Below are 23,434 nucleotides of genomic sequence, written 5' to 3'. Positions count from 1 at the left end.
CGCCGCGGCGCGACATGCGCGGGGATTTGGGCTAAAAGGAAGCCCCGTTCGTCCCCCGAAGCGCCATCGATGCCGACTCCTTCCGATGCCGAACTCCGGGTGCTTGCCGAATCGCTCGGCACGCACCTGCGCGATTCCCGCGACCGCCTGGTCGCTGCCGAGAGCTGCACCGGTGGCTGGATTGCCAAGACCGTCACCGACATCGCCGGTTCTTCGGACTGGTTCGACTGCGGCATGGTTGCCTACAGCTACGAAGCCAAGCAGGCGCTGCTCGGCGTGCGGCCCGAGACGCTGGAAATCCACGGCGCGGTCAGCCGCGAGACCGCGGTGGAAATGGTGTCCGGCGCGCTGGTCAATTCGGGTGCCAGCATCGCGGTGGCCGTGACCGGCATCGCAGGCCCGGGCGGAGGCAGTGACGACAAGCCGGTGGGCACCGTCTGGATCGGCTGGAAACGCCGCGGCGGCTACGCCCGCGCCGAAGTCTTCCATTTCGAAGGCGACCGCGACCGCGTGCGCCGGCAGACGGTGGCGGCGGCGCTGCGGGGGCTGGAGGGCTTGCGGGTTTGATTCGTTAGTAGTATTACTACTAACCATGGACCTGTCCGAAACCCAGCAAGCCATCCTCGCCCTGATCGCCGAGCGCATCGAAGCCGAGGGGATGCCGCCCTCGCAGGCGGAAATCGCCCGCGCCTTCGGCTTCAGCGGGGTGCGCGCGGCGCAGTACCACCTCGATGCGCTCGAAGTCGCTGGCGCGATCGAGCGCGTGCCCGGGCGGGCGCGCGGCATCCGGCTGCTGCGGGCACCCGAGGCTGCACAGCGCGAGTTGCCGTTGCCCGCAGCGGCCAACGGGGACGTGCTGGAACTGCCCGTGCTCGGGCAGGTCGCGGCGGGCATGCCGATCGGGGCGGGCGCCGATGAATTCGGCGGCGCCGACCAGATGGTGCTGATGGACCGCACGTTCTTCTCGCCGGCCCCGGACTACCTGCTCAAGGTCAAGGGCGACTCGATGCGCGACGAAGGCATCTTCGACGGCGACCTGATCGGCGTACACCGCACGGCGGACGCGCGTTCCGGGCAGATCGTCATCGCCCGCGTCGGCGACGAAATTACCGTCAAGCTGCTGAAGATCGGCAAGGACCGCATCCGGCTGCTGCCGCGCAATCCCGATTACTCGCCGATCGACGTGATGCCCGATCAGGATTTCGCCATCGAAGGCCTGTACTGCGGCCTGGTGAGGCCCAACCGGTGAGCCGGGGAAGTCCGGGCTCGATCCGCGGCGTTTTCCGACACGCAGGCGTGGCGTGCGCCGATTCCCCCGGCCTGCAGGCCCGAGTCATCCTGTTTCCCGCCGCCGAGGTCGCAGCCTGTGCGACCCGGCCCGGCCAGACTGCCCCCAACGCCCCAGACACACAATGACGAGGACCACCACGATGGACGAGAACAAGAAGCGCGCGCTGTCCGCCGCCCTGACCCAGATCGAGAAGCAGTACGGCAAGGGCTCGGTCATGCGCATGGGCGACCGCGTCGCCGAAGTGGTGCCGGTGATCCCGACCGGTTCGCTGCTGCTCGATACCGCACTGGGCATCGGCGGCCTGCCGCGCGGCCGCGTGATCGAGATCTACGGCCCGGAGTCCTCCGGCAAGACCACGCTGACCCTGCAGACCGTCGCGGAGTGCCAGAAGCTGGGCGGCGTATGCGCCTTCATCGACGCCGAGCACGCGCTCGATCCCACTTACGCCGCGAGACTCGGCGTCAACGTCGAGGACCTGCTGGTTTCGCAGCCCGACACCGGCGAGCAGGCGCTGGAGATCGCCGACATGCTGGTGCGCTCCAACGCCGTGGACATGGTGGTGATCGACTCGGTCGCCGCACTCACCCCGCGCGCCGAGATCGAGGGCGAGATGGGCGACCAGCTGCCCGGCCTGCAGGCGCGCCTGATGAGCCAGGCCCTGCGCAAGCTGACCGGCAACATCAAGCGCAGCAACTGCATGGTGTTCTTCATCAACCAGCTGCGCCACAAGATCGGCATCATGATGCCGGGCCAGAGCCCGGAAACCACCACAGGCGGCAATGCGCTGAAGTTCTACGCGTCGGTGCGCCTGGACATCCGCCGCATCGGCTCGATCAAGAAGGGTGACGAGATCATCGGCAACCAGACCAAGATCAAGGTGGTCAAGAACAAGATGGCGCCGCCGTTCAAGCAGATCGTCACCGAGATCCTCTACGGCGAGGGCATCAGCCGCGAAGGCGAGCTGATCGACATGGGCGTCGATGCCAAGCTGGTGGAAAAGTCCGGCGCCTGGTACAGCTGCGATGGCGAACGCATCGGCCAGGGCAAGGAGAACGCTCGCCAGTACCTGAAGGACAACCCGGCGGTAGCCGCGAAGATCGAGGCGGCGCTGCGTGCCGATATCCTGCCCGCGGCGGTGGAGCAGGCCACGGAAGAGGACGCGGAAGCCTGATCGCCCCGTGTCTTCCATGGAACGCCAGGGTGCGTCGACAGCCGACGCACCCGCCGAAAGGGGGCCGCGCAAACGGCGCCGGCCCGAGCCAACCCCGGCGCAGCGCGCGCTGGGGCTTCTCGTGCGCCGCGAACATTCGCGCAAGGAGCTGGCGAACAAGCTGACGGCTCGTGGCGTCGGCAGGGAAGAGGCGGAGGCCGCAGTCGAGCGCATGGCCGCCGAAGGCTGGCAGGACGACGCCCGCTTCGCTGCAAGCGTTGCACGCTGGCGCGCGGGTGCCGGCTATGGCCCGCTGCGGATTCGCGCCGAGCTCGGGAGCCACGGCCTCGACGAAGCCCTGATCGTGGGCGCGCTGGCCGGACTGGCCGAGGCAGGTGAGAGCGATTGGCCGCGACGCGCCCGCGAGCTCGCCCGTCGCCGCTTTGGCGATGACTTTGCGGACGACCCGGCACGCAGCCGGAAGGCGGCCGATTTCCTCCTGCGCCGCGGCTTCGATGGCGAGGCCATCCGCAGCGCAATCCGGGGCGGCCCCGATATCGATTGAGCGCGGCCTTCGGGTGGCGGACATGCGCGCGGCGTGGGCGGGCGGCCTGTTAATCTAGAGGCCATTGGGTTGTCCGCCCGGTGCCGCGTCCGCACGTTCCGTGGACACCGCGGTGCCCGGCTGCACCCGCCAGCCCACAGACACCAGCATGCCCACGCCCAAGATTCCGACCACCGCAGACATCCGCCGCGACTTCCTCGAGTTCTTCGCCGCCCGCGGCCACACCATCGTGCCATCGGCATCGCTGGTGCCCGGCAACGACCCCACCTTGCTGTTCACCAACTCGGGCATGGTGCAGTTCAAGGACGTATTCCTCGGCGCCGAGAAGCGCAGCTACGTGCGCGCGGCCGACGTGCAGCGTTGCCTGCGCGCGGGCGGCAAGCACAACGACCTCGACCAGGTCGGCTACACGGCGCGCCACCACACCTTCTTCGAGATGCTGGGCAACTGGTCGTTCGGCGACTACTTCAAGAAGGACGCCATCGCCTGGGCGTGGGAATTGCTGACCGGCGTGTGGAAGATTCCGGCTGAACGCCTGCTGGTCACGGTCTACCACGACGACGACGAGGCCTTCGGCATCTGGCGCGACGGCATCGGCCTGCCGCCCGAGCGCATCATCCGCATCGGTGACAACAAGGGTGCGCCGTACGCGTCCGACAACTTCTGGCAGATGGCCGACACCGGCCCGTGCGGCCCGTGCACCGAGATTTTCTACGACCACGGCGCGCACATTGCCGGCGGCCCGCCGGGTTCGCCCGACGAGGATGGCGACCGCTTCATCGAGATCTGGAACCTGGTGTTCATGCAGTTCGACCGCCAGCCCGACGGCAGCCTGCAGCCGCTGCCCGCACCCTGCGTGGACACCGGCATGGGCCTGGAGCGGCTTGCGGCGGTGTTGCAGCGCGTGCATGGCAACTACGAGATCGACCTGTTCCAGACGCTGATCCGCAGGGCCGCCGAGCTCACCCGCACGCCGGACCTGGCGAACAAGTCGCTGCGCGTGATCGCCGACCACATCCGCGCCTGCAGCTTCCTGATCGTCGACGGCGTGCTGCCGTCCAACGAAGGCCGCGGCTACGTGCTGCGGCGGATCATCCGCCGCGCGCTGCGCCACGGCTGGATGCTGGGCGTGCGCGAACCGTTCTTCCACAAGCTCGTCGCCACCCTGGACGAGCTGATGGGTGGCGCGTATCCGGAGCTCACGCGCAGCCGTGAACTGGTCGAGCGCGCGCTCAAGGCCGAGGAGGAGCGCTTCGCCGAGACCCTGGACTCGGGCATGCGCATCTTCGACGACCTCGCTGCGCGCAGCAGCGGGACGATCGCCGGCGCCGATGCGTTCCGGCTTTACGATACCTACGGCTTCCCGGTCGACCTCACCGCGGACATCGCGCGCGAGCGCGGGCTGTCCGTGGACATGGCCGGCTTCGATGCGGCGATGGAGCACCAGCGCGAAACCGCGCGCGCGGCCGGCAAGTTCTCGTCGAACACCGGCCTGCCTGCCGACCTCGTCGCGAAGCTGCAGCCCACCGGATTCCTCGGCCATGACGGGCTTGCCGCCGGCGGCCTGCAGGTGGTTGCACTGCTGCGCGACGGCCGCCCGGTCGATGCGATCGATGCCGGCGACGAAGCGGTGGTGTTCCTCGATCGCACCCCGTTCTACGCCGAGTCCGGTGGCCAGGTCGGCGACACCGGCGAGTTGGACGAGCAGGGCGTGCGCTTCACCGTGTCCGATACGCAGAAGTACGCCGGTCAGTTCCACGGCCACGTCGGCAAGCTCGTCGCCGGAACGCTGAAGATCGGCGACCACGTTGTTGCGTCGGTGGACGGCGCGCGCCGCGGCGCCACCATCCTCAACCACAGCGCGACCCACCTGCTGCACGCCGCGCTGCGCCAGGTGCTGGGCACGCACGTTACCCAGAAGGGGTCGCTGGTGGCGCCAGACCGCCTGCGCTTCGACTTCTCGCACTTCCAGCCGATGACCGCCGCCGAACTGGCCGAGGTCGAGCGCAGGGTCAATGCCGACATCCGTGCCAACCACGCCGCCGAAGTGCGGCACATGGGCATGCAGGAAGCGCTCGATTTCGGCGCCATGGCGCTGTTCGGCGAAAAGTACGGCGAGCGCGTGCGCGTGCTGCGCATGGGCGAGGCGTCCACCGAGCTGTGCGGTGGCACCCACGTTTCGCGCACCGGCGACATCGGGCTGTTCAAGATCGTGTCCGAAGGCGGCGTCTCGGCCGGCGTGCGCCGGATCGAGGCGGTGACCGGGCAGGGCGCGCTCGACCATGTCGCTGCGGAAGAACGTCATCTGTCCGAAGCCGCGCACCTGCTGGGCGGCACCACCGCCGAGACCGCGGACAAGCTGCGCAGCCTGCTGGAGAAGCAGAAGAAGCTCGAGCGCGAGCTGGAAACCCTGAAAGCCAGGGCCGCCAGCGGCGCGACCGCGGACCTTGCGGCCGGTGCGATCGAGATCGGAGGCATCAAGGTACTCGCGGCGCGGCTGGAGGGTTTCGATGCCAAGGCGCTGCGCGATGCGGTCGATCGCCTCAAGCAGCAGCTTGGCGATACCGTGGTGGTGCTGGCAGGCGCAAGCGACGGCAAGGCGGCGCTGGTCGCCGGCGTTGGTGGCGGGGCGCTGAAGCGGGTGAAAGCGGGGGACCTGCTGGCGCACATCGCCGGACAGATCGGGGGCAAGGGCGGCGGTCGACCGGACCTCGCCCAGGGCGGCGGCGAAGATGGCTCGGCGCTTGCCGCTGCGCTGCAGGGCGTCCCCGCCTGGGTCGAGTCGCGACTGCATGAATGACGCCACAAGCCGTGACTACAGATGCTTGTAGGTGGCCGGCTGCAGCCCTTAACATCGTTCACTTTTCCGACTTGCAAGCGTTTTCCGGGCAATCGGGCCCGAAGCGCTCCAATCCGGCTAGCCCCGGGTTGGTTCATGGAGACAGACATAATGTTGATCCTCACCCGCCGCGTCGGCGAAACCCTGATGATTGGCGACTCGGTCACCGTGACCGTGCTCGGCGTCAAGGGCAACCAGGTGCGTATCGGTATCACGGCGCCGAAAGACGTGGCCGTCCATCGCGAGGAAATCTACGAGCGGATCCAGCGCGGCGATGACGCGGACGCGGGCGCGAAGTCCGCGCGATCGACAGGGGATTTGCCGGACCCGGAATGACCCGGTATTCTTCGCGTCCTGTTCCGGTCCGGCATCGATGGATCGGCACAGGCCCGGAGAGTTGCCCGAGTGGCTGAAGGGGCTCCCCTGCTAAGGGAGTATAGGGTTTATAGCTCTATCGAGGGTTCGAATCCCTCACTCTCCGCCAGTTAAAGGATGCCTCTCCCGCGAATGCGTTCGCAGGAACCTGCCACCACCCGATCGGGTTGCAGCAGGGGTAGCCAGCCGGCGGATGTTGTCGATTGACGAAGCAGCCGCTATTCCGGCAAAATTCCGCTTCTGTTTCATGTGCGCCCGTAGCTCAGCTGGATAGAGCACCAGGCTACGAACTTGGGGGTCGGAGGTTCGAATCCTTCCGGGCGCGCCATAGAAAAAGCACAGGGGTCAACGGGGTAACGCTCGTTGGCCCTTTTGCTTTGCGCGGGATTCTTGCGGCCCGTGCCATATGCGTACCACCAATCGTATTGCCTCGCGAGAAAGGACGATGCTGGTTGGAGGTTGGATGGTAGAGGTCAAGCATTCGATGAATGCCAAGCTGCCCAAGCACAAGCACAAGCGCCAGCTGGCCTGCCCCCATCGAGCTCGGATCACGCATCCAGAATCCAGCCTGTCGAAGCTGGGTGCTTCAGGAAGAGTCGGGTCGACTCAATCTCCACTTGATGATCTGCACGTCAATGGATGACTTGTGTGGGCATGCGGTGATTGAGGAAATCATGTCCGTATCATGTCCTGCGTCAGCTCCGTGCCAAACGGTCCCGTCACAACGAAAGCCGGTACGAACCTGGTTTCAGATGTCTTCTCGGCAATTTATTGGAAATCAACGAGATGCAGGGGTGGTCGAGTGATTCCGATTGGCGCTGGCCTGCTCCGGCCCCAATCGCCGACTACAAGCTTGGGCTTGGGGTGCGGAAGTCCGCAGCCACCACCGTAGAATGAAGGGATCAACGTAGCGTCCTGGTGGCGCTTATTGCGTTTAGATGGTCACCGCAGCTACGTGCGGCGATCGAGGTGTCGCGACGGAATGCGGTTACTCGCGCTCGATTCAATAAGTGAAGCCTGCGTAATGCTGGCGTTCAGGTCGCTGGCCTCGCCGCCTTGCGTGCAGCGTTAAAGTCGGTGATGCACCGTCCGCCCTGCCCGCGATGCGGGCTGGAGAATGTCATGAATCCTGTCACCACCTGCCTGCGGATCGGATGCCTGCTGGCGATCTCCGCGCCCCTGGCTGCGCCTGCCGCCACCTACACGGTCGGGCCCTCGGGCCGGCAATACACCCAGCTTTCGCAGTTGTTCAACAGTCGCGACCTTGCACCGGGCGACATTGTCCTCGTGGACGGCAATGCGACCTACAGCGGCGACATCGTGATGCGCGCGGACGATTCCGGCTCGCCGGGCAGGCCGGTCGTGGTGCGCTGGAATCGCGCCTCGGGGAGCTCCCGGCCGGTACTGCAGGGCGGCACGCACACGATCAAGTTCGAGCGTGCCAACCACGTTGTCTTCGAGGGTTTCGAGGTGCGGGGCGGTTCGCGCACCTGCGTCTTCAGCGAAGCCGACGACATCACCGTGCGCGACAGCGTCATCCACGATTGCCCCTCCCACGGCATCCTCGGCGCGGACAACAACTCCGGCTCGTTCACGCTCGAATACAGCGAGCTCTACAACTCCGGCGCCGGCACGACGCGGCACACGATCTACATGCAGTCCGACGAGGTCGCCTTCCCGAATGCGGAATTCGTCATGCGCTACAACTACGTGCATGACGGTACCGGTGGCGTCCTGGTGCGCGTGCGGCACCAGCGCAGCCAGATCTACTACAACTGGATCGAGAACTCGGTCTACGGCGAACTGGAGCTGATCGGGCCGGACTGCGAGACCCAGACCGCGGGCTGGACCGCGGATCTCAAGCGCGAGGACGCCGATGTGGTCGGCAACGTCATCATCCATCGCAACAACTGGCGCAACGCGATCCGGGCCGGTGGCGACCTCAACGGCCGCAGCCAGGGGCGCGTGCGACTGGTGAACAACACCATCGTGTTCGATCGTGCCGGCGCTGCGAATGCGGTGATGGTGCAGTTGGGACTGCAATCGCTGGAGATGCACAACAACGTGGTCTACCAGACGGCTGCCGGCAGTACGCCGGCGATCGTGCGCGAGAACCCGGCCAGCGAGGTGGGCACGCCATACTGCGGCCCGATGGACAGGAATCCATGGACGACCGGACGCAAGGTCGCCGGTACCAGCAACTGGGTCCAGAGCGGTGCCATGCTCGTGCCGTACGAGTGGACGGGTACGGTGAGTGGTGCCAGTCCGGGGTTCGCCAACGCCGCCCAGAACCAATTGCGCCCGGCGCCGGGGAGCCCGCTGATCGATTCGGGAACCAATTCGCCGCCGTCGCCGAGCGGATTTCCGTATCCATCGCCGCTGTTGATCCCGGACTTCGAACCACCCCTGCGTGCGAAGATGGCGATCGGCGGCGAGGTTCGGCGCACGATCACGGGTGGTCGGATCGACATCGGGGCGCTCGAGGGAAAGTCGTCCGCCAACGCGCCCATTCCGCTTAACGGCGCTCAGCCCCTGAAGCCGCCGCCCAGCAGACCGGCCACCCCCGGCGGTGAGCCTGCGGCGTCGGCGGCGGACGACGGCGGAACCGATGACGGTAGCGAAGATGACGCGCATGCGCCGCCTGTCATCGAACAACCCAAGCAGCAGCCAGTGCACTGGTGGCAGCGCGTGTGGCGCTGGATCGAGCGTTTGCTGCGCCTGGGTTGATCCCGGCGCTGGCGCATGGCCGGCCGGCCGGGAAGGCAGCGTCGCCAATGCCGTGGATGTCGATGGTTCCGCTGACCCGCGAGCGAAGATAGCCGAGCGCATGCCGCCGGCGTTCTGGCGGCAGGCAATGTGCGGCGTTGCCCCCCTTCGGGGCGTGATCCGTACCCGAGGATGTGTCGCGTGTCCGCGGCGGCCCGGACTGCATGGGGGAGCAGCTGGCCGGTCTGTGCCTCAAGCCTCGTTTTTTGAGATTGAGCGCACAGCATTGGTCTGAACAGGGGCAGCATGCACACCCACATCGAAAGCAACCACACCGGGGGCCCAGGCGCCTGCTGCGGGTGCTGCTTCGCGGTCGCCGCGTCCGTGGCGGGTTCCCTCTCGCCACGGGTGGCCGACGGAGGCAGGCCATGAAGTCGGGAACGCCCAGCCGCATGATCCGCGCGATCCGGGTGCTCTGGGTGCTCGAGCTCCTGGTCCTGATGCTTGCAGTGAGCGCGGCGGTCTGGCTGCGCTTCCTCGACGATCCGGGCAGTCGTTCGGCCTTCATCGAAACCGCGCCGTTCAGGACCGCGCTGGTCGCAATCTTCATCACCGGCTCGATGACGGCGTTTGGTCTCTACCAGGCGCATGTCCGGCTCAATCGCACGGATTTCCTGCTGCGATTGCTCCTGTCCTTCGCCTTCGGCGGCATCAGCCTGCTGGTGCTTTACTACGTTCTGCCCATCACCTACATCGGGCGTGGCGTGCTGGCGATCGCGCTGCTGCTCGGAATGCTGGGCGTGCTGTTGACCCGCGCCGTGGTGCATCAGTTGTTTGGTGCGGACGTGTTCAAGCGTCGACTCCTGGTCTACGGAGCGGGCCAGCATGCCGACCTGATCAACAGCCGGCTGCGGCGCAGTTCCGATCGCAGGTCGTTCGTAGTCGTGGGTTTCGTGCCCGTTCCCGGTCACAAGGTGGTGGTCGCCGCGCACATGCTGGTCAGTGGTGATGCGCCGCTCGTGGCGCTCGCCGATACGCTCAACATCCACGAGATCGTCGTGGCCCCGGACGAGCGCCGCGGCGGGCTGCCGATGGAAGACTTGCTGGCCTGTGCGCAGAAGGGGGTGGGCGTGACCGATCTTGCCGCGTTCTTCGAGCGCGAGGCGGGCATGATCAAGCTCAACGTCGTGGATCCGTCGAACCTGGTGTTTTCCGGTGGTTTCGATCATTCCCTGCCGCGCAGGCTCAGCAAGCGCTTCTTCGATCTGCTGGCGGCCTCGATCCTGCTGTTGCTGGCGTGGCCTTTCATGCTGCTGGTGGCCGCATGCGTCTGGCTGGAGTCCGGCGGGCCGGTGTTCTACCGGCAGACCCGCGTGGGTGAAAGCGGGCACGCCTTCGAGCTGACCAAGTTCCGCAGCATGCGCACGGATGCCGAGAAGGATGGCGTCGCACGCTGGGCGAGCACGAACGACGACCGGACCACCCGCGTGGGTCGCTTCATCCGCTCCACGCGACTCGACGAGCTGCCACAGTTGTTCAACGTTCTGCGCGGCGACATGAGCTTTGTCGGGCCGCGGCCCGAGCGCCCCCAGTTCGTCGACCAGCTCAACACCGAGATCCGCTACTACAACGTGCGCCATTCCGTAAAACCCGGCCTGACCGGGTGGGCGCAGCTGCGCTATCCCTACGGCGCTTCGGTGCGTGACGCCGAGGAGAAGCTCAAGTTCGACCTGTTCTACGTCAAGAACCACGGCCTCGTGCTTGACCTGATGATCCTGTTGCAGACGGTGGAAGTGGTGTTGTTCCGCCGCGGTGCGCGCTGACGAGTGGCCGGAAAGCAGCCTGTGCAGTGGCGGGCGGGCTCGACTCAGTGACGATGGAGCAGCGTGTGCAAGCGACGCTTGAGCGCAAACGGAACCAGGCCAAGCACCTGCCTGCGCGTGCCCGCATCGCCGTGTCGCCACGCCTTGGGCATCAGGCGCAGCGCGTCGCGCCAGCGCGAGCGGAGCATCAGGCCCCGCGCGTTGCGTGCGTAGGCCTTGGCCAGTGCCTGGAAGCGCTCGCGATCTTCGACGAAGCCCTGGGCATCCCGTACCGCGCGTTCGAACACCATCAGGTAGTCGTCGTAGGTGCGCGACTGTGCGGAAAGGCCTTCATGCCCGCGCATCGTGCGCACGAGCGTTTCCTCGACCACGCCGATGCGCCATCGGCGCGCGATGCGCAGGTGGTAGTCGATGTCCTCCGCGGTGCGCAGGGATTCGTCGAAGCCGCCGATGTCCTCGTAGACCCCGCGCCGCAGCAGCGTCGAGGCGGGCGCGAGCGCGGGATTGGACAGCGCCCAGCGCAGCGCCCAGCCGTCCTCGCGGATCACGTCGCGGCGGATGTAGTGGCCGATGACCTGCAGGTCGGCGTCGACCATCTCGATGTCGCACACCACCATGCCGTAGTCGGGGTGGGCCTCCAGCCACGCGTGCTGCCGGGCGGTCTTCCCGGGCAGCCACTCGTCATCGCTGTCGAGCCATGCGAAGTAGCGGCCTTGCGCGATCGACATGCCCAGGTTGCGTGCGGCGGAGACGCCCGCGTTGGGCTGCCACGTGTACCGGATCCGGTCGCCGTAGCGGTCGAGCAGCGCCTCGCGCGTGCCGTCGGTGGAGCCGTCGTCGACAACGATGATCTCGTCGACCGGGAATGTCTGTGCCAGCGCGGAGTCGATCGCCCGGCACACCAGATCCCGCCGATTGAACGTCGGTATGATCGCTGAAACCTGGACGATGCCTGCCATGCTCAAGGATCTTTCAAAGAAGGCGCTGTATGCCAGCGGGTTGCTCGGGCTGTATCACCGGCTCCGGAATGGCGACAGCCTGACGGTGGTGATGTTCCACCGCATCCTGCCTCCGGACGACCCGCGTTTCGCGAGCTGTGATCCTGACTATACGTTGACAACGGATCTGTTCGGCCAATGCCTGGCATTCTTCGCGCGGCACTACAACCTGGTGTCCGAAGCGCAGGTGCTGGCATCGCGCAGGTCGGGCGCGCCGTTGCCGCGCAATGCGCTCCTGCTCACCTTCGACGACGGCTGGGCCGACAATGCCGACCACGCCCTGTCGCAGATGCAGCGCTTCGGCTTCCCTGGCCTGCTGTTCGTCGTTTCGGATGCGATCGGCAGGCGCCAGCCGTTCATCCAGGAAGCCGTGGTGGCGGCCTGGCGGCGCGGGGTGTTGAGCGTGTCGGCGCTTGCGCAGGCTATCGATGCCGTTGCTGGTCCGCCGGAGGGCGCACAACCCGCGGACGATGAGTCGCTTGCCGCGCTGCGGAGTCAGATCGCGCGCCTGGAGGCGCTCGACTCCGCCGGGTGCGCGGGCGTCGCGGCTGCACTGGCCGGTGTGCTGGATGATGGCATGCGCCACATGGTCGACCGTGACGACCTGCTGCGCCTCAGGGCGGGCGGAATCGCACTGGGATTGCACGGCAAGACGCACGTCCGCATGACCCGAACGGATGACCTGGATGCGGAGCTGGGCGGCGCACGGGATGCCCTGGTTGCGAAGCTTGCCGCGTCGGTGCCACCGGCCACTTCGATGTCATTTCCCCACGGCGCGCACGATGCGGCGATCGCACAGCGCGCTCGCGACGCGGGATACGAACTCGTGTTCACCAGCAGCCGCCTGCTCAACCGCATCGACCGGGGTGTCGGCTGGCTGCTGGGTAGAACCGGGTTCGAAACAGAGACCGTTACCGATGCCAGCGGACGCTTCAGGCCGGACCTGCTTGCGCTCGAACTGTTCCGCTGCCGGCGCGGGCGGCTTTGTGATTGAGCAGCCGCGCAGGATGCGAGGGCACGGTTGCGCCTGCGGCGCCTACTCGTCTTCGTCCGCGGAGGTGAGCAACAGGTCGAAGCTGTCGTCCCCGGGCCCGATGTCGGCGTGCCAGAAGGCATGGATCGGACGACGCGACCGCTCCACGAACCCGCGCCTGCGCCAGCCCGACAGCTTGTCGTCGCGGCAGGCGATCTCGACCGAGATCGCCGACACGCGGAGCCGGCGCGCGGCGCAGATCAACGCATCCACGCAAGCGGTCGAGACCCCGTTCGCGGCATCGACCGTCCAGAAGTCGCGGACATGCAGCACGTTGTCCACGACCTGCGTGGCAAACCAGCCGAAGAGCGTTTTCCCCGCGTCGGTTGAAAGCAGAAGATAGCGCGTGGTGTTGGTGGGCGCTTCGTCGAAGCGCCAGCGCAGGTGCCGGGCATCGCGTATCGCCAGCAGGCCCGTGCCGGGGGCGGAGCGGGACCAAAGTCCGTCCATGCGTGCGTCAGCGCGGTTGCTCCACGACACGTCGAATCGCTGCGTGCCGATTCGGCGGATACGCTCCCGCAGGCGCAGGCCCAGGCCGAGCACCACCCCGAGGGCGGTCGCCAGCGGCGCAGGCATGCGGCGCTTGAGGTAGGTCTCCGGGCGCAGCACGCAGGCATGGCGGACGATGTCGACCAGTTTGCGCGAACCAAGGCGACGGAAGATCGCGGTCGCGCGCGGGTTCGGGAACCCGTACACGAAGCCGAATTTCTGCAGGCCGCACTGGATCAGCGCCTTCTGCATCATCAGCGCCGGGCCGAGCGAACGATGTTCCGCGCGCACGGCGAGGTCCACCATGACGCCGGCCTCGAGGGCCTGGCCGCGCCACAGCATGTGCCGGCGCCCTGCCGCGCAGGCGCCCGCGATCTCGTTGCTGGGCGCATGGCGCAGCAGCTGCAGCACCGGCGTGCCGAACGGGCAGCGCAGGTAGAACCACTCGTACTTGGCGCACATGTGCGCTTCCTGGCCGAGGTTTCCGCGCCAGATCGACAGCACGGTGTCGCGGTCGCCGTGCACATCGCCCGCCTGCGGCACGTACTGGTCGATGACGGGAGTCGGCTGCATGGTCAACCCGGCTCGACCAGCAAGGGCCGCAGGTGCAGGTACTGCGTCGTCCGCCGCTTGTTGGCGATGTCGTTGTATACCGCCTGGGCGCGTTCCGGCGTGATATCGAGCGCCGCTGCGAGGTGCTCGGCGGGGATGTCATGGTTCAGCGCCCACAAGGCGAGATCCATGTCGCCGTAGGGCAGGGCGAAATAGAACTCGTCCTGGCCTTGCTCGAGGCTGTAGGTGTCGGTGGTGGGTTGGGCTTCGCACAGGCGCGCAGGCAGTCCGAGGTGGCGCGCCATCGCGTAGACCTGTGTCTTGTACAGGTGCGCGATCGGCTTGAGGTCGGCGGCGCCGTCACCGTTCTTCACGAAGAAGCCCTGGTCGTATTCCAGCCGGTTCGGCGTTCCGACCACGGCGTAGTTCAACCGGTCCGCGTGGAAGTACTCGATGGTCTTGCGGATGCGCTGCTTGTAGTTGGTTGCGGCGACCACGGCGAGATATTCGTTTAGGCCAAGATCGGCTTCGTGGCGGCTGCCATCCGGCGCTTCGGCGACGACGCGGAAGCGGTTGATCGCGCCCTGCAGCCCCCCGACGATGACCAGCTTCATTTTCCAGTCGCTGGCGTAGCCGGGAATCGCCTGGCGTACGGCGTCGTCGCGTGCGGTGTAGCAGCCGATCGCGTCCAGGGTCGGGGCGATGTCGACCGCTTCGACTCTGACGCCGAGATGTTCAACCAGCAGCTGTGCGCGCGCGGCGCTGTCGGTGTCCGAGTCGCGCTCCGGCAGGATCAGGCAGAACACGCGCGCTGCGCCGACCGCGCGGACCGCAAGCGCGGCGCACACGGAGCTGTCGATGCCGCCCGAGATCGCAACCACCAGGCCGCGCCGCCGCAGCTGGCCGGCAAGCAGCTCGCGAATCCGCGCGCTGATGCGCGCCTCCTCGGCCGCGTAGTCGATGTCAAGGCAATGGCGTCCAAAATCCTGCATGTGCGGTGTCTTCCCGGGGTCAGATGCGTGCGACGATCACGCGCGTGGCGCCAGCGTCGTCCGCGATCTCGCGGACTTCCTGCCAGGCGCCGGAGGCACGCAGGCGGCGCGCCAGCGAGGGGCCCTGGCCGAGGCCGACCTCGAAGCCCAGCCAGCCGCCAGGACGGAGGAAACGCGGTGCCTCCTGAATCAGGCGCATGAGGATGCCGACGCCGAGCGGGCCGCCGTCGAAGGCCAGCGCGGGTTCGAACCGCGCGATCTCCGCGTCCATCTGCGCGACCTTGCCGCTGCTGATGTACGGCGGGTTGCACACGAGCAGGTCGACGCGGCCGTGGAATTCGGGTGTATCGAGCGGCGTCAGCAGGTCGCCGGCCTGGAAGCGCGCGCGCTCCTGCAGGCCGAGTTGCGCGGCATTGCGTCGCGCCAGAACGAGCGCGTCTTCGGAAATATCCGCGCCGACCACCTGCGCCTGCGGCAGGGCGTCGGCGATGGCCAGCGCGAGGTTGCCGCAGCCGGTGCACAGGTCGACGACGAGCAGAGGATCATCGGCTGTCCGGTCCGGGGCGCCGGCAAGCGCGATCGCGGTGCGCGCGAGCAATTCGGTTTCGCGCCGCGGTACCAGGGCCTCGGGGCCGACCAGCATTTCCAGGCCGAGGAATTCCTGGCGACCGCTCAGGTGCGCCAGTGGTACGCCGGACAGGCGTTGTTCAACCAGTGCCTGCAGGCGCCGCAGGCCGGCCTCATCCAGCGACGGAAGCGGCGCGCGAAGCGCGGCGGATGCCGAAAGCGGCGCGCCGGCGGCGGCATGCCAGAGCGCGTGCAGGGTGCTGTTCGCGGTCTCCTCCGGCTTGTCCGGAAGCAGGCGCAGGCCGCTGGCCAATTGCGCGGAAAGTCGGGCGTACTGGTCGCTCATGTGGCGCTGGTCCGGGTATCGAGCCGGGCAAGGAGCTTACGGCTGACCTTGCCCGTCGTGGTCTTGGGCAGGTCTTCGCAGAACACCACGTCGCGCGGGACCATGAAATTTTCCAGTCGCGCGGCGCAGTACGCACGCACCTGGCGCTCGCTCAGGTCGGCACCCGGATTGAGCACCACGTAGGCGCGGATCGCCTGCCCGAGCAGCTCGTCGTGGACGCCGAGGATCGCGGCTTCGCGCACGCCCGCGATGCCGTGCAGCACGTTTTCGACCTCGATCGGGCTGACTTTCTCACCGCGGGTCTTGATGATGTCGTCGCTGCGGCCGACGAAGTAGAGGAAGCCGTCGGCATCCATGCGGAAGATGTCCTGGGAGCACAGGACGCGCTCGCCCGGCAGTTTGCCTGGCCGGAGCATGTGTTCGCTGAGGTCGGGGCGGTTCCAGTAACCGAGCATCACGTGCGGGCCGCGCACGTGCAGGATCCCGCTCTCTCCAGGCGCGACCGGCCCGCCGTCGGCCGAGAGCAGGTAGACCTCGGTGCCCGGGATCGCCTTGCCCACCGAACCGGGCTTCACGTCGGCCAGCTCGGGTTCCAGGTAGCTCACCCGCTTGCACTCGGTCAGGCCGTACATGCGGTAGATCAATGCGGAGGGGAACACTTCGCGCAGCCGGCTGCTGAAATCATCGGGCAGGGCGGCGGCGGTGTTGGTGACGCGGCGCACGCTGTCGAACAGGAGGGGTTCGCGCGAATGGAACGACAGCAGCATCGCGAACATCGTCGGCACGGCGGGAAAGACCGTGACCCCGAACTCGCGTATCCGCGCGAAAACCTGCGCGGGGAAGGTGAACGAGCGTTCCAGCACCAGCGTCGCGCCCATCTGGACGCTCATCAGCAACTGGTAGAGCCCGTAGTCGAAGGCCAGCGGCAGCGCGCAGAGGATCCTGTCGGTCTCGTCCATGCGCAGGTATTCGATCAGGCTGCCGGCCGCGAACACCATGGACTGGTGGGTCTGCATCACGCCCTTCGGGTTGCCGGTGCTGCCGGAGGTGTAGATCAGCGCGGCCAGGTCGAGCGGGATCGTCGGCGCCGTGGGCGGCTGCGATGCGCCGCCCTCGAGCAGCGCGTCGAATGCGATGGCGCCCGGCAGCGTGGAAGTGTCGCCGGAACATGCGAGCAGCGGAGGATTCGCGAGCAGGACCAGCGCGGCGGACAGCTCACGGCCCAGGTGTGCGTCGCTGAGCAGGACGCGCGCGCCGCTGTCTTCGAGGATGAAGGCGAGCTTGTCTGCCTTCGTCTGCGGATTGACGACGAGGAAGGCGCCGCCGGCCATGAGTGTGGCGAAGATCGACACCACGCAAGGCCAGGTGTTGTCCATGTAGATCGCCACGCGGTCGCCGCGCGCAACGCCACGGGCCTGGAGCGTATTGGCCAGCCTTGCTGCGTCGTCGTGCAACCGGGCGTAGCTGTAGGCCCGGCCCTCGACGATGACCGCGGTCTTGCCGCCGTCCATGGCCGCTGCGCGCGGCAGGGCCTCGTGCAGCAGCCTCGGGCAACCCAGCGACATCAGCCCGCCTGCAGGCGCGACACGAAGCCGACGATGTTGTCGACCGTGTCGAAATTGGAAGGCAGCATGTCGCTGTCCTTGACCTTCACCTGGAACTGCTCCTCCAGGTACATCACGATCTCCAGCACGCCGGTCGAATCGATGATCCCCCGGTCAAGCAGGGACGCGCCGTCGGCGAGGTCACTGTCGTTGCTGCTGAACATCAGGTTCTCGAGGATATAGCCGCGGATCTTCGCGCGGGTCTGGATATCATCGGCGGACATGCATCACTCCAAGGTCGGTGTTCCGGGCCATTTTCCGGCAGGGCATTTGATGGGGTGGACGATCGAAGCCCACCGGAAGGCAGCGGCCGAAAGGCGATGCCGGAGCCGTGGTCGCCCGCATGGATAAGAACGTCGAGAGGTGCGCGCTCCGGCCAGTGCAAGGGGCAACGCAATTGGCGTGGGCTTTTCGCCGAGCGATCATTGCCGATGCAGCGGGGCTGCTATCCTTGCGGCCTGTCGGGCGGTGCGTACGGACATGTCTTCGATCAGGTTCCTGTTGTGCGTGTTCGCGTTGGCGCTGGCCGGTTGCACGGCCCAGCCGGACTCCGCGAAACGTGCCGAGCCGCATGCGTCGGTCGATGCGAAGCCGACGGTCCACGCGTCCGAACGCCTGCGCTACTCCGTCACCGAACTGGTCACCGGCCTGGTGCATCCCTGGGGCCTGGCCTTCCTGCCGGACGGCAGCATGCTGGTGACCGAACGCCCCGGCAGGCTGCGGAGAATTGGCCGCGACCGCAGCGTGTCGAGGCCGATCGGGGGGCTGCCGGCAATCTTCACCGAAGGGCAGGCCGGGCTGTTCGACGTGGCGCTGTCGCCCGGTTTCGCCGACGACAAGCTCGTTTACCTGGCGTATGCCGAACCGAACTGGCGCGGCAACCTTGCCGGCACCGCGGTTGCGCGCGGGCGCCTGGCCGGCGACCTGCTGCGCGACGTCAAGGTGGTTTTCCGCCAGTCGCCGAAGCGCTCGGCCGGGACCAACCTCGGCACGCGCCTGGTGTTCGACGACCAGGGCCACCTGTTCATCGGCCTGGGCGATGGGCGCGTGGCGGCCGCGGAAGCGCAACAGCTCGATTCGCTGCAGGGCAAGCTCGTGCGGATCTGGCCGGACGGCAGCATCCCGGAAGACAACCCCTTCGTGGGACAGGCCGCCGCCCGCCCGGAGATCTGGTCCTACGGACACCGCAACATGCAGGGCGCCGCTCTCGACCCGCGCACGCGGCAGCTGTGGACGAGCGAGCACGGCCCGATGGGTGGCGACGAACTCAACATCCCACAGGCGGGGCGCAACTACGGCTGGCCGGTCATCACCTACGGCCTGGATTACGACGGGCAGCCCGTGCCGGGCTCGATCGGAACCCAGGCGCCCGGCATGGAACAGCCGCTGCACTACTGGAAAAAATCACCGGCGTTGAGCGGCATGGCGTTCTATACCGGCGAACTGTTCGGGCCCTGGCAAGGCAACCTGTTTCTCGGTGCCCTCGCGGGGCAGGCGTTGATCCGGCTGGAGCTTGAAGGCCATGCCGTGGTCCACGAAGAGCGCCTGCTGTCCGATCGCGGCCAGCGCATCCGCGACGTCCGGCAAGCGCCGGATGGTGCCCTGTACGTGCTGGTGGATGCCGACGACGGCAAGCTGCTGCGCCTCGCGCCCGCACCTTGAGCACCACGGCCATCGCCCTCGCGGCGGACCGCCGGGTGCCTGTCCCCCGCGTGCCGCAGGCTTCCTGTCACCTGGCTATGCGGCCTGCGCCCAGGACCTGGTCTGGTCGTGCAGCAGCATCGTGGAAAGCACCCCGACGAATGCCTGGTTGTCGGCAAACCCGATCGCCCGGCTCGCGCGGCACTTTTCGAACAGGCGGCTTACCGACTGCGGGTTGAAGTACCCGGCGGCGCGCACGCGGTCGGCGGACAGCAGGTCTTCCACGTAGTCCAGTGGTTTTCCGTCGAAGAAGAAGCTCTGGCTGTCCGGTGCCCGGTAAGGCTGCTTGGTGCGGTTGCGGATGTCCTCGGGCAGCAGGCCGTCGAGCGCGAGGCGCAGGACGTGCTTCTCGGTCATGCCGCGGATCTTGTAGCTGGGCGGCAGCCGGTTGGCGAACTCGATGACGCGGTGGTCCAGGAAGGGAACCCGTGTCTCTATGGAGTTGGCCATGGCCACGCGGTCGCCCTGTGACGAAAGCAGGTAGCCGGCGAGCAGCGATTTGGCTTCGACGTACTGGTCGCGTGCCAGCGGGCTCCAGCGCATGATGCCGGGCGGCAGCGTGCGCTCGTAGGCGGAAAACGGCTCCCAGTCGCCGAGACCGTCTCGCATCCCGGGCGACAGCATCGAAAGCGCGCGCGCCGAGGTCGTCCAGCGCGGCAAGTGCGCGAACACCGGGCGGTCGATGTACTCCATGCCCTGGCCGAAGAACGATTGCGCGAAGGCCGGGTTGCCCACCGGCGAGTTCTTCAGGTAGCCATACAGGCGCTGCAGCAGGCGCGGGCGCATCGTCGAGTTCGGCTGCCGGGCCCAGAAGCGGCGCACCTTGGCTTCCTTGAACAGGTCGTAGCCGCCGAACACTTCGTCGGCGCCTTCACCGGTCAGCACGACCTTGTAGCCGTGCGCGCGCACGCAGCCGGCCAGCAACATCATCGGCACCGGCGCGGTGCGCAGGATCGGCGTTTCCGCGTGCCGGACCAGGCGCGGGAAGGCCTCGCCGATGTCGCGGCGGGTGCAGCGCAGGGTGGTGTGGTCGGTGCCCAGGTGGCGGATCATCGCCTGCTGGTACGGGCTCTCGTCGAACTCGCCGTCGTCGAAGGCGACCGAGAACGTGCGCACCGGCGTGTCGGTGAATCCGCGGATCAGCGCAACGATTCCGGACGAGTCCAGCCCGCCGCTCAGGTACGCGCCGACCGGAACGTCGGCGCGGAGCTGCAGGCGAATGGCATCGATGAGCAACTCCCGAAGTTCCCCCGCCACCTGGCCGACGCTGCGGGTCTCGCCCAGGGGGCGGCAGTCGGCGGCATCGGGAAACGTCCAGTCCCAGTAGCAGGTGAGCTGGCGGCTGCCGTCGCTTTCAATGGCCATCAGATGGCCCGGCGGCAGGCTCTCGATGCCCGCGTAGATCGTGCCCGGATCGACAGCCGACCAGTAGGTCAACGTTTGCGCCAGCGCCTTCGGGTCGAACTGGCCGAGTTGCGGCAGCACCGACAGCAGCGCCTTGGGCTCGGAGGCGAACCAGGTGCGTCCATGGGCGCGGGCGTGGAACAGCGGCCGGATGCCGGCCCGGTCGCGTGCCAGGACGAGGCGCTGGCGTTCCCCGTCCCACAGGGCGATGGCGAACTGGCCATTGAGGTACTCGACGAAGCGATCGCCGTGGCGGTCGTACAGGTGCACGATCACTTCGGTGTCGGACTGCGTGTAGAAGCGGTGCCCCGCGGCTTCGAGTTCGGCCCTGAGTTCAACGTAGTTGAAGATCTCGCCGTTGAATACCGTCCACACGTTGCGGCGCGGGTTGTGGATGGGCTGCGCGCCGGTGGACAGGTCGATGATCGACAGGCGCGCATGCGCCAGCCCGACGCCGGGCTCGGCATGGAAGCCGAAGCCGTCGGGGCCCCGGTGCGCGAGCGTCCGGATCATTCGATCCAGCAGCGGCATGGCCTGCTCTGGCATGACGTCGGGACCTGTGAAGCCTGCAATTCCACACACGCGCTGTCGGATCCTTGTCTGCTTGGGCCGCGCGGATGCGCGCCGCCGGGATTGCATGGCCAGCGGCGCTGGCGCTGCGAGGGGTGCGAGCCTTGCCCGTCTCAGGTGTGCAGCGAAACAGTCCGTCGCCGGGCATCCGCTCGATTGCCGGCAGCGATCGGAGCCGGGTGCGATTCCTCGAGCGCCTCCATGCATGCCTGCAGCGTATCGTTGGCCACCGCGTTCCAGTCGCGGGAAAAGCGGCGCGACAGCGCCTTCTCCTCCCAGTCGCGATCCAGTGCCTGGGCAAGCGCATGCCTCAGCGCGTTGGCGTCGCGTGGCTGCACCAGGAGCCCGCAGCCGTCGTCCACCACTTCCGGGATGCCGCCCACGTCGGTCGCCACCACGGCGCGACCACAGGCGAGGGCTTCGACCAGCACGTTGGGATGGCCTTCGGAATAACTGGGCAGGGTCACCAGGTCCGCCGCGGCCATCCAGCGCGCGACGTCGGCTGGCGGCCGTGCGCCCGGCATGTGCATGCGCAGTTGCGGACTGGCCTTGATGCGCGCCTCGATCTCCGCCTTCATCGGCCCTTCGCCGACCAGGGCCAGCTCCAGTTGCGGACAGGTGGCGGAAAGCGCCTGAGCGGCGTCGAGCAACTCCCTGATGCCCTTCTCCGGAACCAGTCGCCCGACGTACGCGACCAGCTTCGAGTCCGCCGCGAGTCCGAGCTCGCTGCGCGCCACCGACCGCGGCGCGGGGCGGAAGATCGATGCGTCGCAGCCGTTCTGGACGACGCGAATGCGTTCCGGATCCATGCCGTAGCGGTCCACCGCAACGCTGCCCAGGTCATCGCTGACCACCAGCAGGCGGCGCGAAGAGGAGAGCACCGGGCGAGTCAGTCGGCGGCTGATCCGGTCGCGCACGCGCAGGTCCGAGCCGCGTGCGCCACTGACCAGTGGAATGCCTGCATCGCGGGCAACAAGCATCGCTCCGTAGGCATCCGGGTAGAGCCAGTAGGACAGCACCACGTCCGGATCGAACCCGGCGATGGCCTGTTCGATCGCGCGCGCGCAGAGCCAGCCGTTGAACGGCCGCGTCAGCAGCGGCAGTGCGGAGTAGGGCGCGTACACCACATCCAGGTTGTCGACCGTGTGGCTCTCGACGGGAGGCCTGAACAGGTAGCTGCGCGGCCTGGCCCATGATGGATAGGTTGCGACCGGGCTGACCACGCGCACGGTCGCCAGCCTCGACAGCGCGCTGATCGTCTGCAGCAACGGCCGTCCCCGGTTGGGTTCGCCTGCGATTGGGAACTGCGAGGTGACGACCGCGATGCGCAATTTGCCATCGCGGCCGCACGCGGGAACGATCGTGTCCGGCGCGGTGCGCGGATTGCGGACAGTCCCGATGGCGGAATCTCCGGGAGCCTCCCGTCGCGACGGACTGGCTGGAAGGCGAACGGTCGCCGATGCTGCGTTTTCCGGGACTGGATACATTGCGTGGGTTGGCTGCGCCGGCAGTCGTGCTCTATCACTACAGCACGCAGTACGGAGGCAATATCGGCCACCATGCCCGCTTGGCGCTCAGCTTCCGGAAGGGCACTCTTGGCGTGGATTCGTGCTTCATGGTCGACAACTTCGGCACACTGTCGGGTCTTGGACGCAACGATGTCGCCGGTGTCGTTGCCTCCTGCCTCGGTGCCGGTCACACGCGCCGGGCCGGAGCGCCATGTACTACGTTGCCTGCGACATTCGTGACATTGGTAACACCCGTGAACCCCGTGACCGGAAGGGCGACCCATGATCGAACTGCATACCCGCGTCGTGTTCTGGCGCCCCCCGAAGTCGCTGGACGCGACCGCGCTTGCGGACGGGGAGAGGCTCGTCGAACTTCGGCACGACGCCATCGAACGCATTTCGCGCAACTACCGGCAGCAGGGGATGCGAGGGGACGTTGCACGCATCGCGCGCAGATTCGAGCTGGGCGCCCGTTTTTTCGCGATCGAGGGTGACGATGGCGGCTTGGTCGCGTGGACCTGGGTGCTGGTGGGCGTGCCGCGTTACCTCGACGAGTTCGGCTGGCTGTTCGAGCTGGAGGAGGACCAGGCCTGGGGGCGGGATGCGTTCGTCATCCCGTCGCGCCGCGGCAGCCGCCTGCTGCTGGCCCTCGCCGATGCCGCGGCAGTGATGGAAGCGCGTCCGCTGCAGCTGTTCTCGGACGTCGATCCGGCGAACACCGCGTCGATGCGGGCGCACCTGGCGCTTGGCCTGCGGCCGCTGGCGAAGATCCGCGCGCTGGCCATCGGTGACCGCCTGGTCATCAGGCAGCGGCCGTCATCGGCGCTGCCCCGGATCGAACAGGTGCGGCCGCACAGGCGCCTGCTCTGGCGCAGCGACCGGGAGCTGGGCTGGCATCGGGCGAACATCGCCTGAAACGCG

At 67.4% G+C, this 23,434-nt stretch carries 19 protein-coding genes and 2 tRNA genes; 13 read left to right on the top strand and 8 right to left on the bottom strand.

Annotated features, from left to right (window positions below):
* The first annotated feature begins 69 nt into the window (after nt 1-69).
* The 10 genes from H570_RS0113890 (at nt 70) to H570_RS0113845 (ending at nt 10,749) form a co-directional block, all read left to right on the top strand.
* The gene (locus tag H570_RS0113890; RefSeq protein ID WP_027081267.1) at nt 70-567 is read left to right on the top strand and encodes a CinA family protein; all 498 of its coding nucleotides are present in this window, start codon (nt 70-72) and stop codon (nt 565-567) included.
* Nucleotides 568-592: 25 nt separating this feature from the next.
* A complete protein-coding gene (lexA, locus tag H570_RS0113885; protein WP_027081266.1) occupies nt 593-1,249 on the top strand; it encodes a transcriptional repressor LexA in 657 nt (218 codons plus the stop codon).
* 181 nt (nt 1,250-1,430) lie between these two features.
* Nucleotides 1,431-2,462, top strand: a complete 1,032-nt coding sequence (recA, locus tag H570_RS0113880; protein ID WP_027081265.1) for a recombinase RecA — start codon at nt 1,431-1,433, stop codon at nt 2,460-2,462.
* 16 nt (nt 2,463-2,478) lie between these two features.
* Nucleotides 2,479-3,006 carry a regulatory protein RecX gene (locus H570_RS0113875; protein ID WP_027081264.1) on the top strand — a complete coding sequence of 176 codons (528 nt, stop codon included), beginning with the start codon at nt 2,479-2,481 and terminating at the stop codon, nt 3,004-3,006.
* Nucleotides 3,007-3,154: 148 nt separating this feature from the next.
* Nucleotides 3,155-5,806, top strand: a complete 2,652-nt coding sequence (gene alaS, locus H570_RS0113870; protein WP_027081263.1) for an alanine--tRNA ligase — start codon at nt 3,155-3,157, stop codon at nt 5,804-5,806.
* Between the two features lie 150 nt (nt 5,807-5,956).
* Entirely contained in the window at nt 5,957-6,181 is a 225-nt protein-coding gene (gene csrA, locus H570_RS0113865; RefSeq protein ID WP_027081262.1) for a carbon storage regulator CsrA, read from the top strand.
* Nucleotides 6,182-6,236: 55 nt separating this feature from the next.
* Nucleotides 6,237-6,329: transfer RNA gene (locus tag H570_RS0113860), tRNA-Ser, on the top strand.
* A gap of 142 nt (nt 6,330-6,471) precedes the next feature.
* Nucleotides 6,472-6,548 (top strand) — tRNA-Arg (locus H570_RS0113855).
* Between the two features lie 794 nt (nt 6,549-7,342).
* A complete protein-coding gene (locus H570_RS17690; RefSeq protein ID WP_051176437.1) occupies nt 7,343-8,947 on the top strand; it encodes a right-handed parallel beta-helix repeat-containing protein in 1,605 nt (534 codons plus the stop codon).
* Between the two features lie 203 nt (nt 8,948-9,150).
* Nucleotides 9,151-10,749: a TIGR03013 family XrtA/PEP-CTERM system glycosyltransferase gene (locus H570_RS0113845; RefSeq protein ID WP_245559619.1), complete on the top strand. Its 1,599-nt coding sequence runs from the start codon at nt 9,151-9,153 to the stop codon at nt 10,747-10,749.
* A gap of 44 nt (nt 10,750-10,793) precedes the next feature.
* Here H570_RS0113845 and H570_RS17685 read toward each other — a convergent pair whose 3' ends face one another.
* On the bottom strand, nt 10,794-11,708 hold the full coding sequence (locus H570_RS17685) for a glycosyltransferase (protein WP_084500274.1): 915 nt from the start codon (nt 11,706-11,708) through the stop codon (nt 10,794-10,796).
* Here H570_RS17685 and H570_RS0113835 point away from each other — a divergent pair.
* Complete coding sequence (locus tag H570_RS0113835) at nt 11,677-12,741, top strand: polysaccharide deacetylase family protein (protein WP_051176434.1); 1,065 nt, start codon at nt 11,677-11,679, stop codon at nt 12,739-12,741. The two genes, H570_RS17685 and H570_RS0113835, sit on opposite strands and share 32 nt — an antisense overlap.
* A 42-nt stretch (nt 12,742-12,783) precedes the next feature.
* On the opposite strand, the gene H570_RS0113830 is transcribed toward H570_RS0113835, so the two are convergent.
* Genes H570_RS0113830 through H570_RS0113810 form a run of 5 tightly spaced genes read right to left on the bottom strand, consistent with a single transcriptional unit; the run spans nt 12,784 to nt 17,554 of the window.
* Nucleotides 12,784-13,842: a GNAT family N-acetyltransferase gene (locus tag H570_RS0113830; protein ID WP_027081259.1), complete on the bottom strand. Its 1,059-nt coding sequence runs from the start codon at nt 13,840-13,842 to the stop codon at nt 12,784-12,786.
* A 2-nt stretch (nt 13,843-13,844) separates the two neighbouring features.
* Nucleotides 13,845-14,813, bottom strand: a complete 969-nt coding sequence (gene nadE / locus H570_RS0113825; RefSeq protein WP_027081258.1) for an NAD(+) synthase — start codon at nt 14,811-14,813, stop codon at nt 13,845-13,847.
* Between the two features lie 19 nt (nt 14,814-14,832).
* Nucleotides 14,833-15,726, bottom strand: a complete 894-nt coding sequence (gene prmC, locus H570_RS0113820) for a peptide chain release factor N(5)-glutamine methyltransferase (RefSeq protein ID WP_027081257.1) — start codon at nt 15,724-15,726, stop codon at nt 14,833-14,835.
* Nucleotides 15,723-17,291: a class I adenylate-forming enzyme family protein gene (locus H570_RS0113815; RefSeq protein WP_027081256.1), complete on the bottom strand. Its 1,569-nt coding sequence runs from the start codon at nt 17,289-17,291 to the stop codon at nt 15,723-15,725. The genes prmC and H570_RS0113815 overlap by 4 nt, the downstream gene beginning before the upstream one ends.
* Nucleotides 17,291-17,554, bottom strand: a complete 264-nt coding sequence (locus H570_RS0113810) for an acyl carrier protein (protein WP_027081255.1) — start codon at nt 17,552-17,554, stop codon at nt 17,291-17,293. The genes H570_RS0113815 and H570_RS0113810 overlap by 1 nt, the downstream gene beginning before the upstream one ends.
* A 256-nt stretch (nt 17,555-17,810) precedes the next feature.
* Here H570_RS0113810 and H570_RS17680 point away from each other — a divergent pair, with 256 nt between their 5' ends.
* Nucleotides 17,811-18,992, top strand: a complete 1,182-nt coding sequence (locus H570_RS17680; RefSeq protein ID WP_084500269.1) for a PQQ-dependent sugar dehydrogenase — start codon at nt 17,811-17,813, stop codon at nt 18,990-18,992.
* A 75-nt stretch (nt 18,993-19,067) separates the two neighbouring features.
* Here the strand turns inward: H570_RS17680 and asnB are convergent, their stop codons facing one another.
* Nucleotides 19,068-21,074 carry an asparagine synthase (glutamine-hydrolyzing) gene (asnB, locus tag H570_RS0113800; protein ID WP_156899994.1) on the bottom strand — a complete coding sequence of 669 codons (2,007 nt, stop codon included), beginning with the start codon at nt 21,072-21,074 and terminating at the stop codon, nt 19,068-19,070.
* A gap of 44 nt (nt 21,075-21,118) precedes the next feature.
* Nucleotides 21,119-22,273 carry a glycosyltransferase gene (locus H570_RS17675; protein ID WP_051176433.1) on the bottom strand — a complete coding sequence of 385 codons (1,155 nt, stop codon included), beginning with the start codon at nt 22,271-22,273 and terminating at the stop codon, nt 21,119-21,121.
* A 522-nt stretch (nt 22,274-22,795) separates the two neighbouring features.
* Between H570_RS17675 and H570_RS0113790 the strand changes: the two genes are divergently transcribed.
* Entirely contained in the window at nt 22,796-23,428 is a 633-nt protein-coding gene (locus H570_RS0113790) for a hypothetical protein (RefSeq protein ID WP_027081253.1), read from the top strand.
* Nucleotides 23,429-23,434: the final 6 nt, after the last annotated feature.

It is taken from the genome of Luteimonas mephitis DSM 12574 (assembly GCF_000422305.1).
Classification (GTDB): Bacteria; Pseudomonadota; Gammaproteobacteria; order Xanthomonadales; family Xanthomonadaceae; genus Luteimonas; species Luteimonas mephitis.
Note: the sequence above shows the minus strand (reverse complement) of the source record. Positions and strands in the feature narration are given on the sequence as shown.

What these genes read in the sequence shown, in the direction of transcription:
- nadE (WP_027081258.1), bottom strand. Translation starts at nt 14,813, where the DNA reads ATGCAGGATTTTGGACGCCATTGCCTTGACATCGACTACGCGGCCGAG.
- csrA (WP_027081262.1), top strand. Translation starts at nt 5,957, where the DNA reads ATGTTGATCCTCACCCGCCGCGTCGGCGAAACCCTGATGATTGGCGAC.
- H570_RS0113790 (WP_027081253.1), top strand. Translation starts at nt 22,796, where the DNA reads ATGATCGAACTGCATACCCGCGTCGTGTTCTGGCGCCCCCCGAAGTCG.
- H570_RS0113815 (WP_027081256.1), bottom strand. Translation starts at nt 17,291, where the DNA reads ATGTCGCTGGGTTGCCCGAGGCTGCTGCACGAGGCCCTGCCGCGCGCA.
- lexA (WP_027081266.1), top strand. Translation starts at nt 593, where the DNA reads ATGGACCTGTCCGAAACCCAGCAAGCCATCCTCGCCCTGATCGCCGAG.
- H570_RS17690 (WP_051176437.1), top strand. Translation starts at nt 7,343, where the DNA reads ATGAATCCTGTCACCACCTGCCTGCGGATCGGATGCCTGCTGGCGATC.
- H570_RS0113890 (WP_027081267.1), top strand. Translation starts at nt 70, where the DNA reads ATGCCGACTCCTTCCGATGCCGAACTCCGGGTGCTTGCCGAATCGCTC.
- prmC (WP_027081257.1), bottom strand. Translation starts at nt 15,726, where the DNA reads ATGAGCGACCAGTACGCCCGACTTTCCGCGCAATTGGCCAGCGGCCTG.
- alaS (WP_027081263.1), top strand. Translation starts at nt 3,155, where the DNA reads ATGCCCACGCCCAAGATTCCGACCACCGCAGACATCCGCCGCGACTTC.
- H570_RS0113830 (WP_027081259.1), bottom strand. Translation starts at nt 13,842, where the DNA reads ATGCAGCCGACTCCCGTCATCGACCAGTACGTGCCGCAGGCGGGCGAT.
- recA (WP_027081265.1), top strand. Translation starts at nt 1,431, where the DNA reads ATGGACGAGAACAAGAAGCGCGCGCTGTCCGCCGCCCTGACCCAGATC.
- asnB (WP_156899994.1), bottom strand. Translation starts at nt 21,074, where the DNA reads ATGCAATCCCGGCGGCGCGCATCCGCGCGGCCCAAGCAGACAAGGATC.
- H570_RS17680 (WP_084500269.1), top strand. Translation starts at nt 17,811, where the DNA reads ATGTCTTCGATCAGGTTCCTGTTGTGCGTGTTCGCGTTGGCGCTGGCC.
- H570_RS0113835 (WP_051176434.1), top strand. Translation starts at nt 11,677, where the DNA reads ATGATCGCTGAAACCTGGACGATGCCTGCCATGCTCAAGGATCTTTCA.
- H570_RS0113810 (WP_027081255.1), bottom strand. Translation starts at nt 17,554, where the DNA reads ATGTCCGCCGATGATATCCAGACCCGCGCGAAGATCCGCGGCTATATC.
- H570_RS0113845 (WP_245559619.1), top strand. Translation starts at nt 9,151, where the DNA reads ATGGGGGAGCAGCTGGCCGGTCTGTGCCTCAAGCCTCGTTTTTTGAGA.
- H570_RS17685 (WP_084500274.1), bottom strand. Translation starts at nt 11,708, where the DNA reads ATGGCAGGCATCGTCCAGGTTTCAGCGATCATACCGACGTTCAATCGG.
- H570_RS0113875 (WP_027081264.1), top strand. Translation starts at nt 2,479, where the DNA reads ATGGAACGCCAGGGTGCGTCGACAGCCGACGCACCCGCCGAAAGGGGG.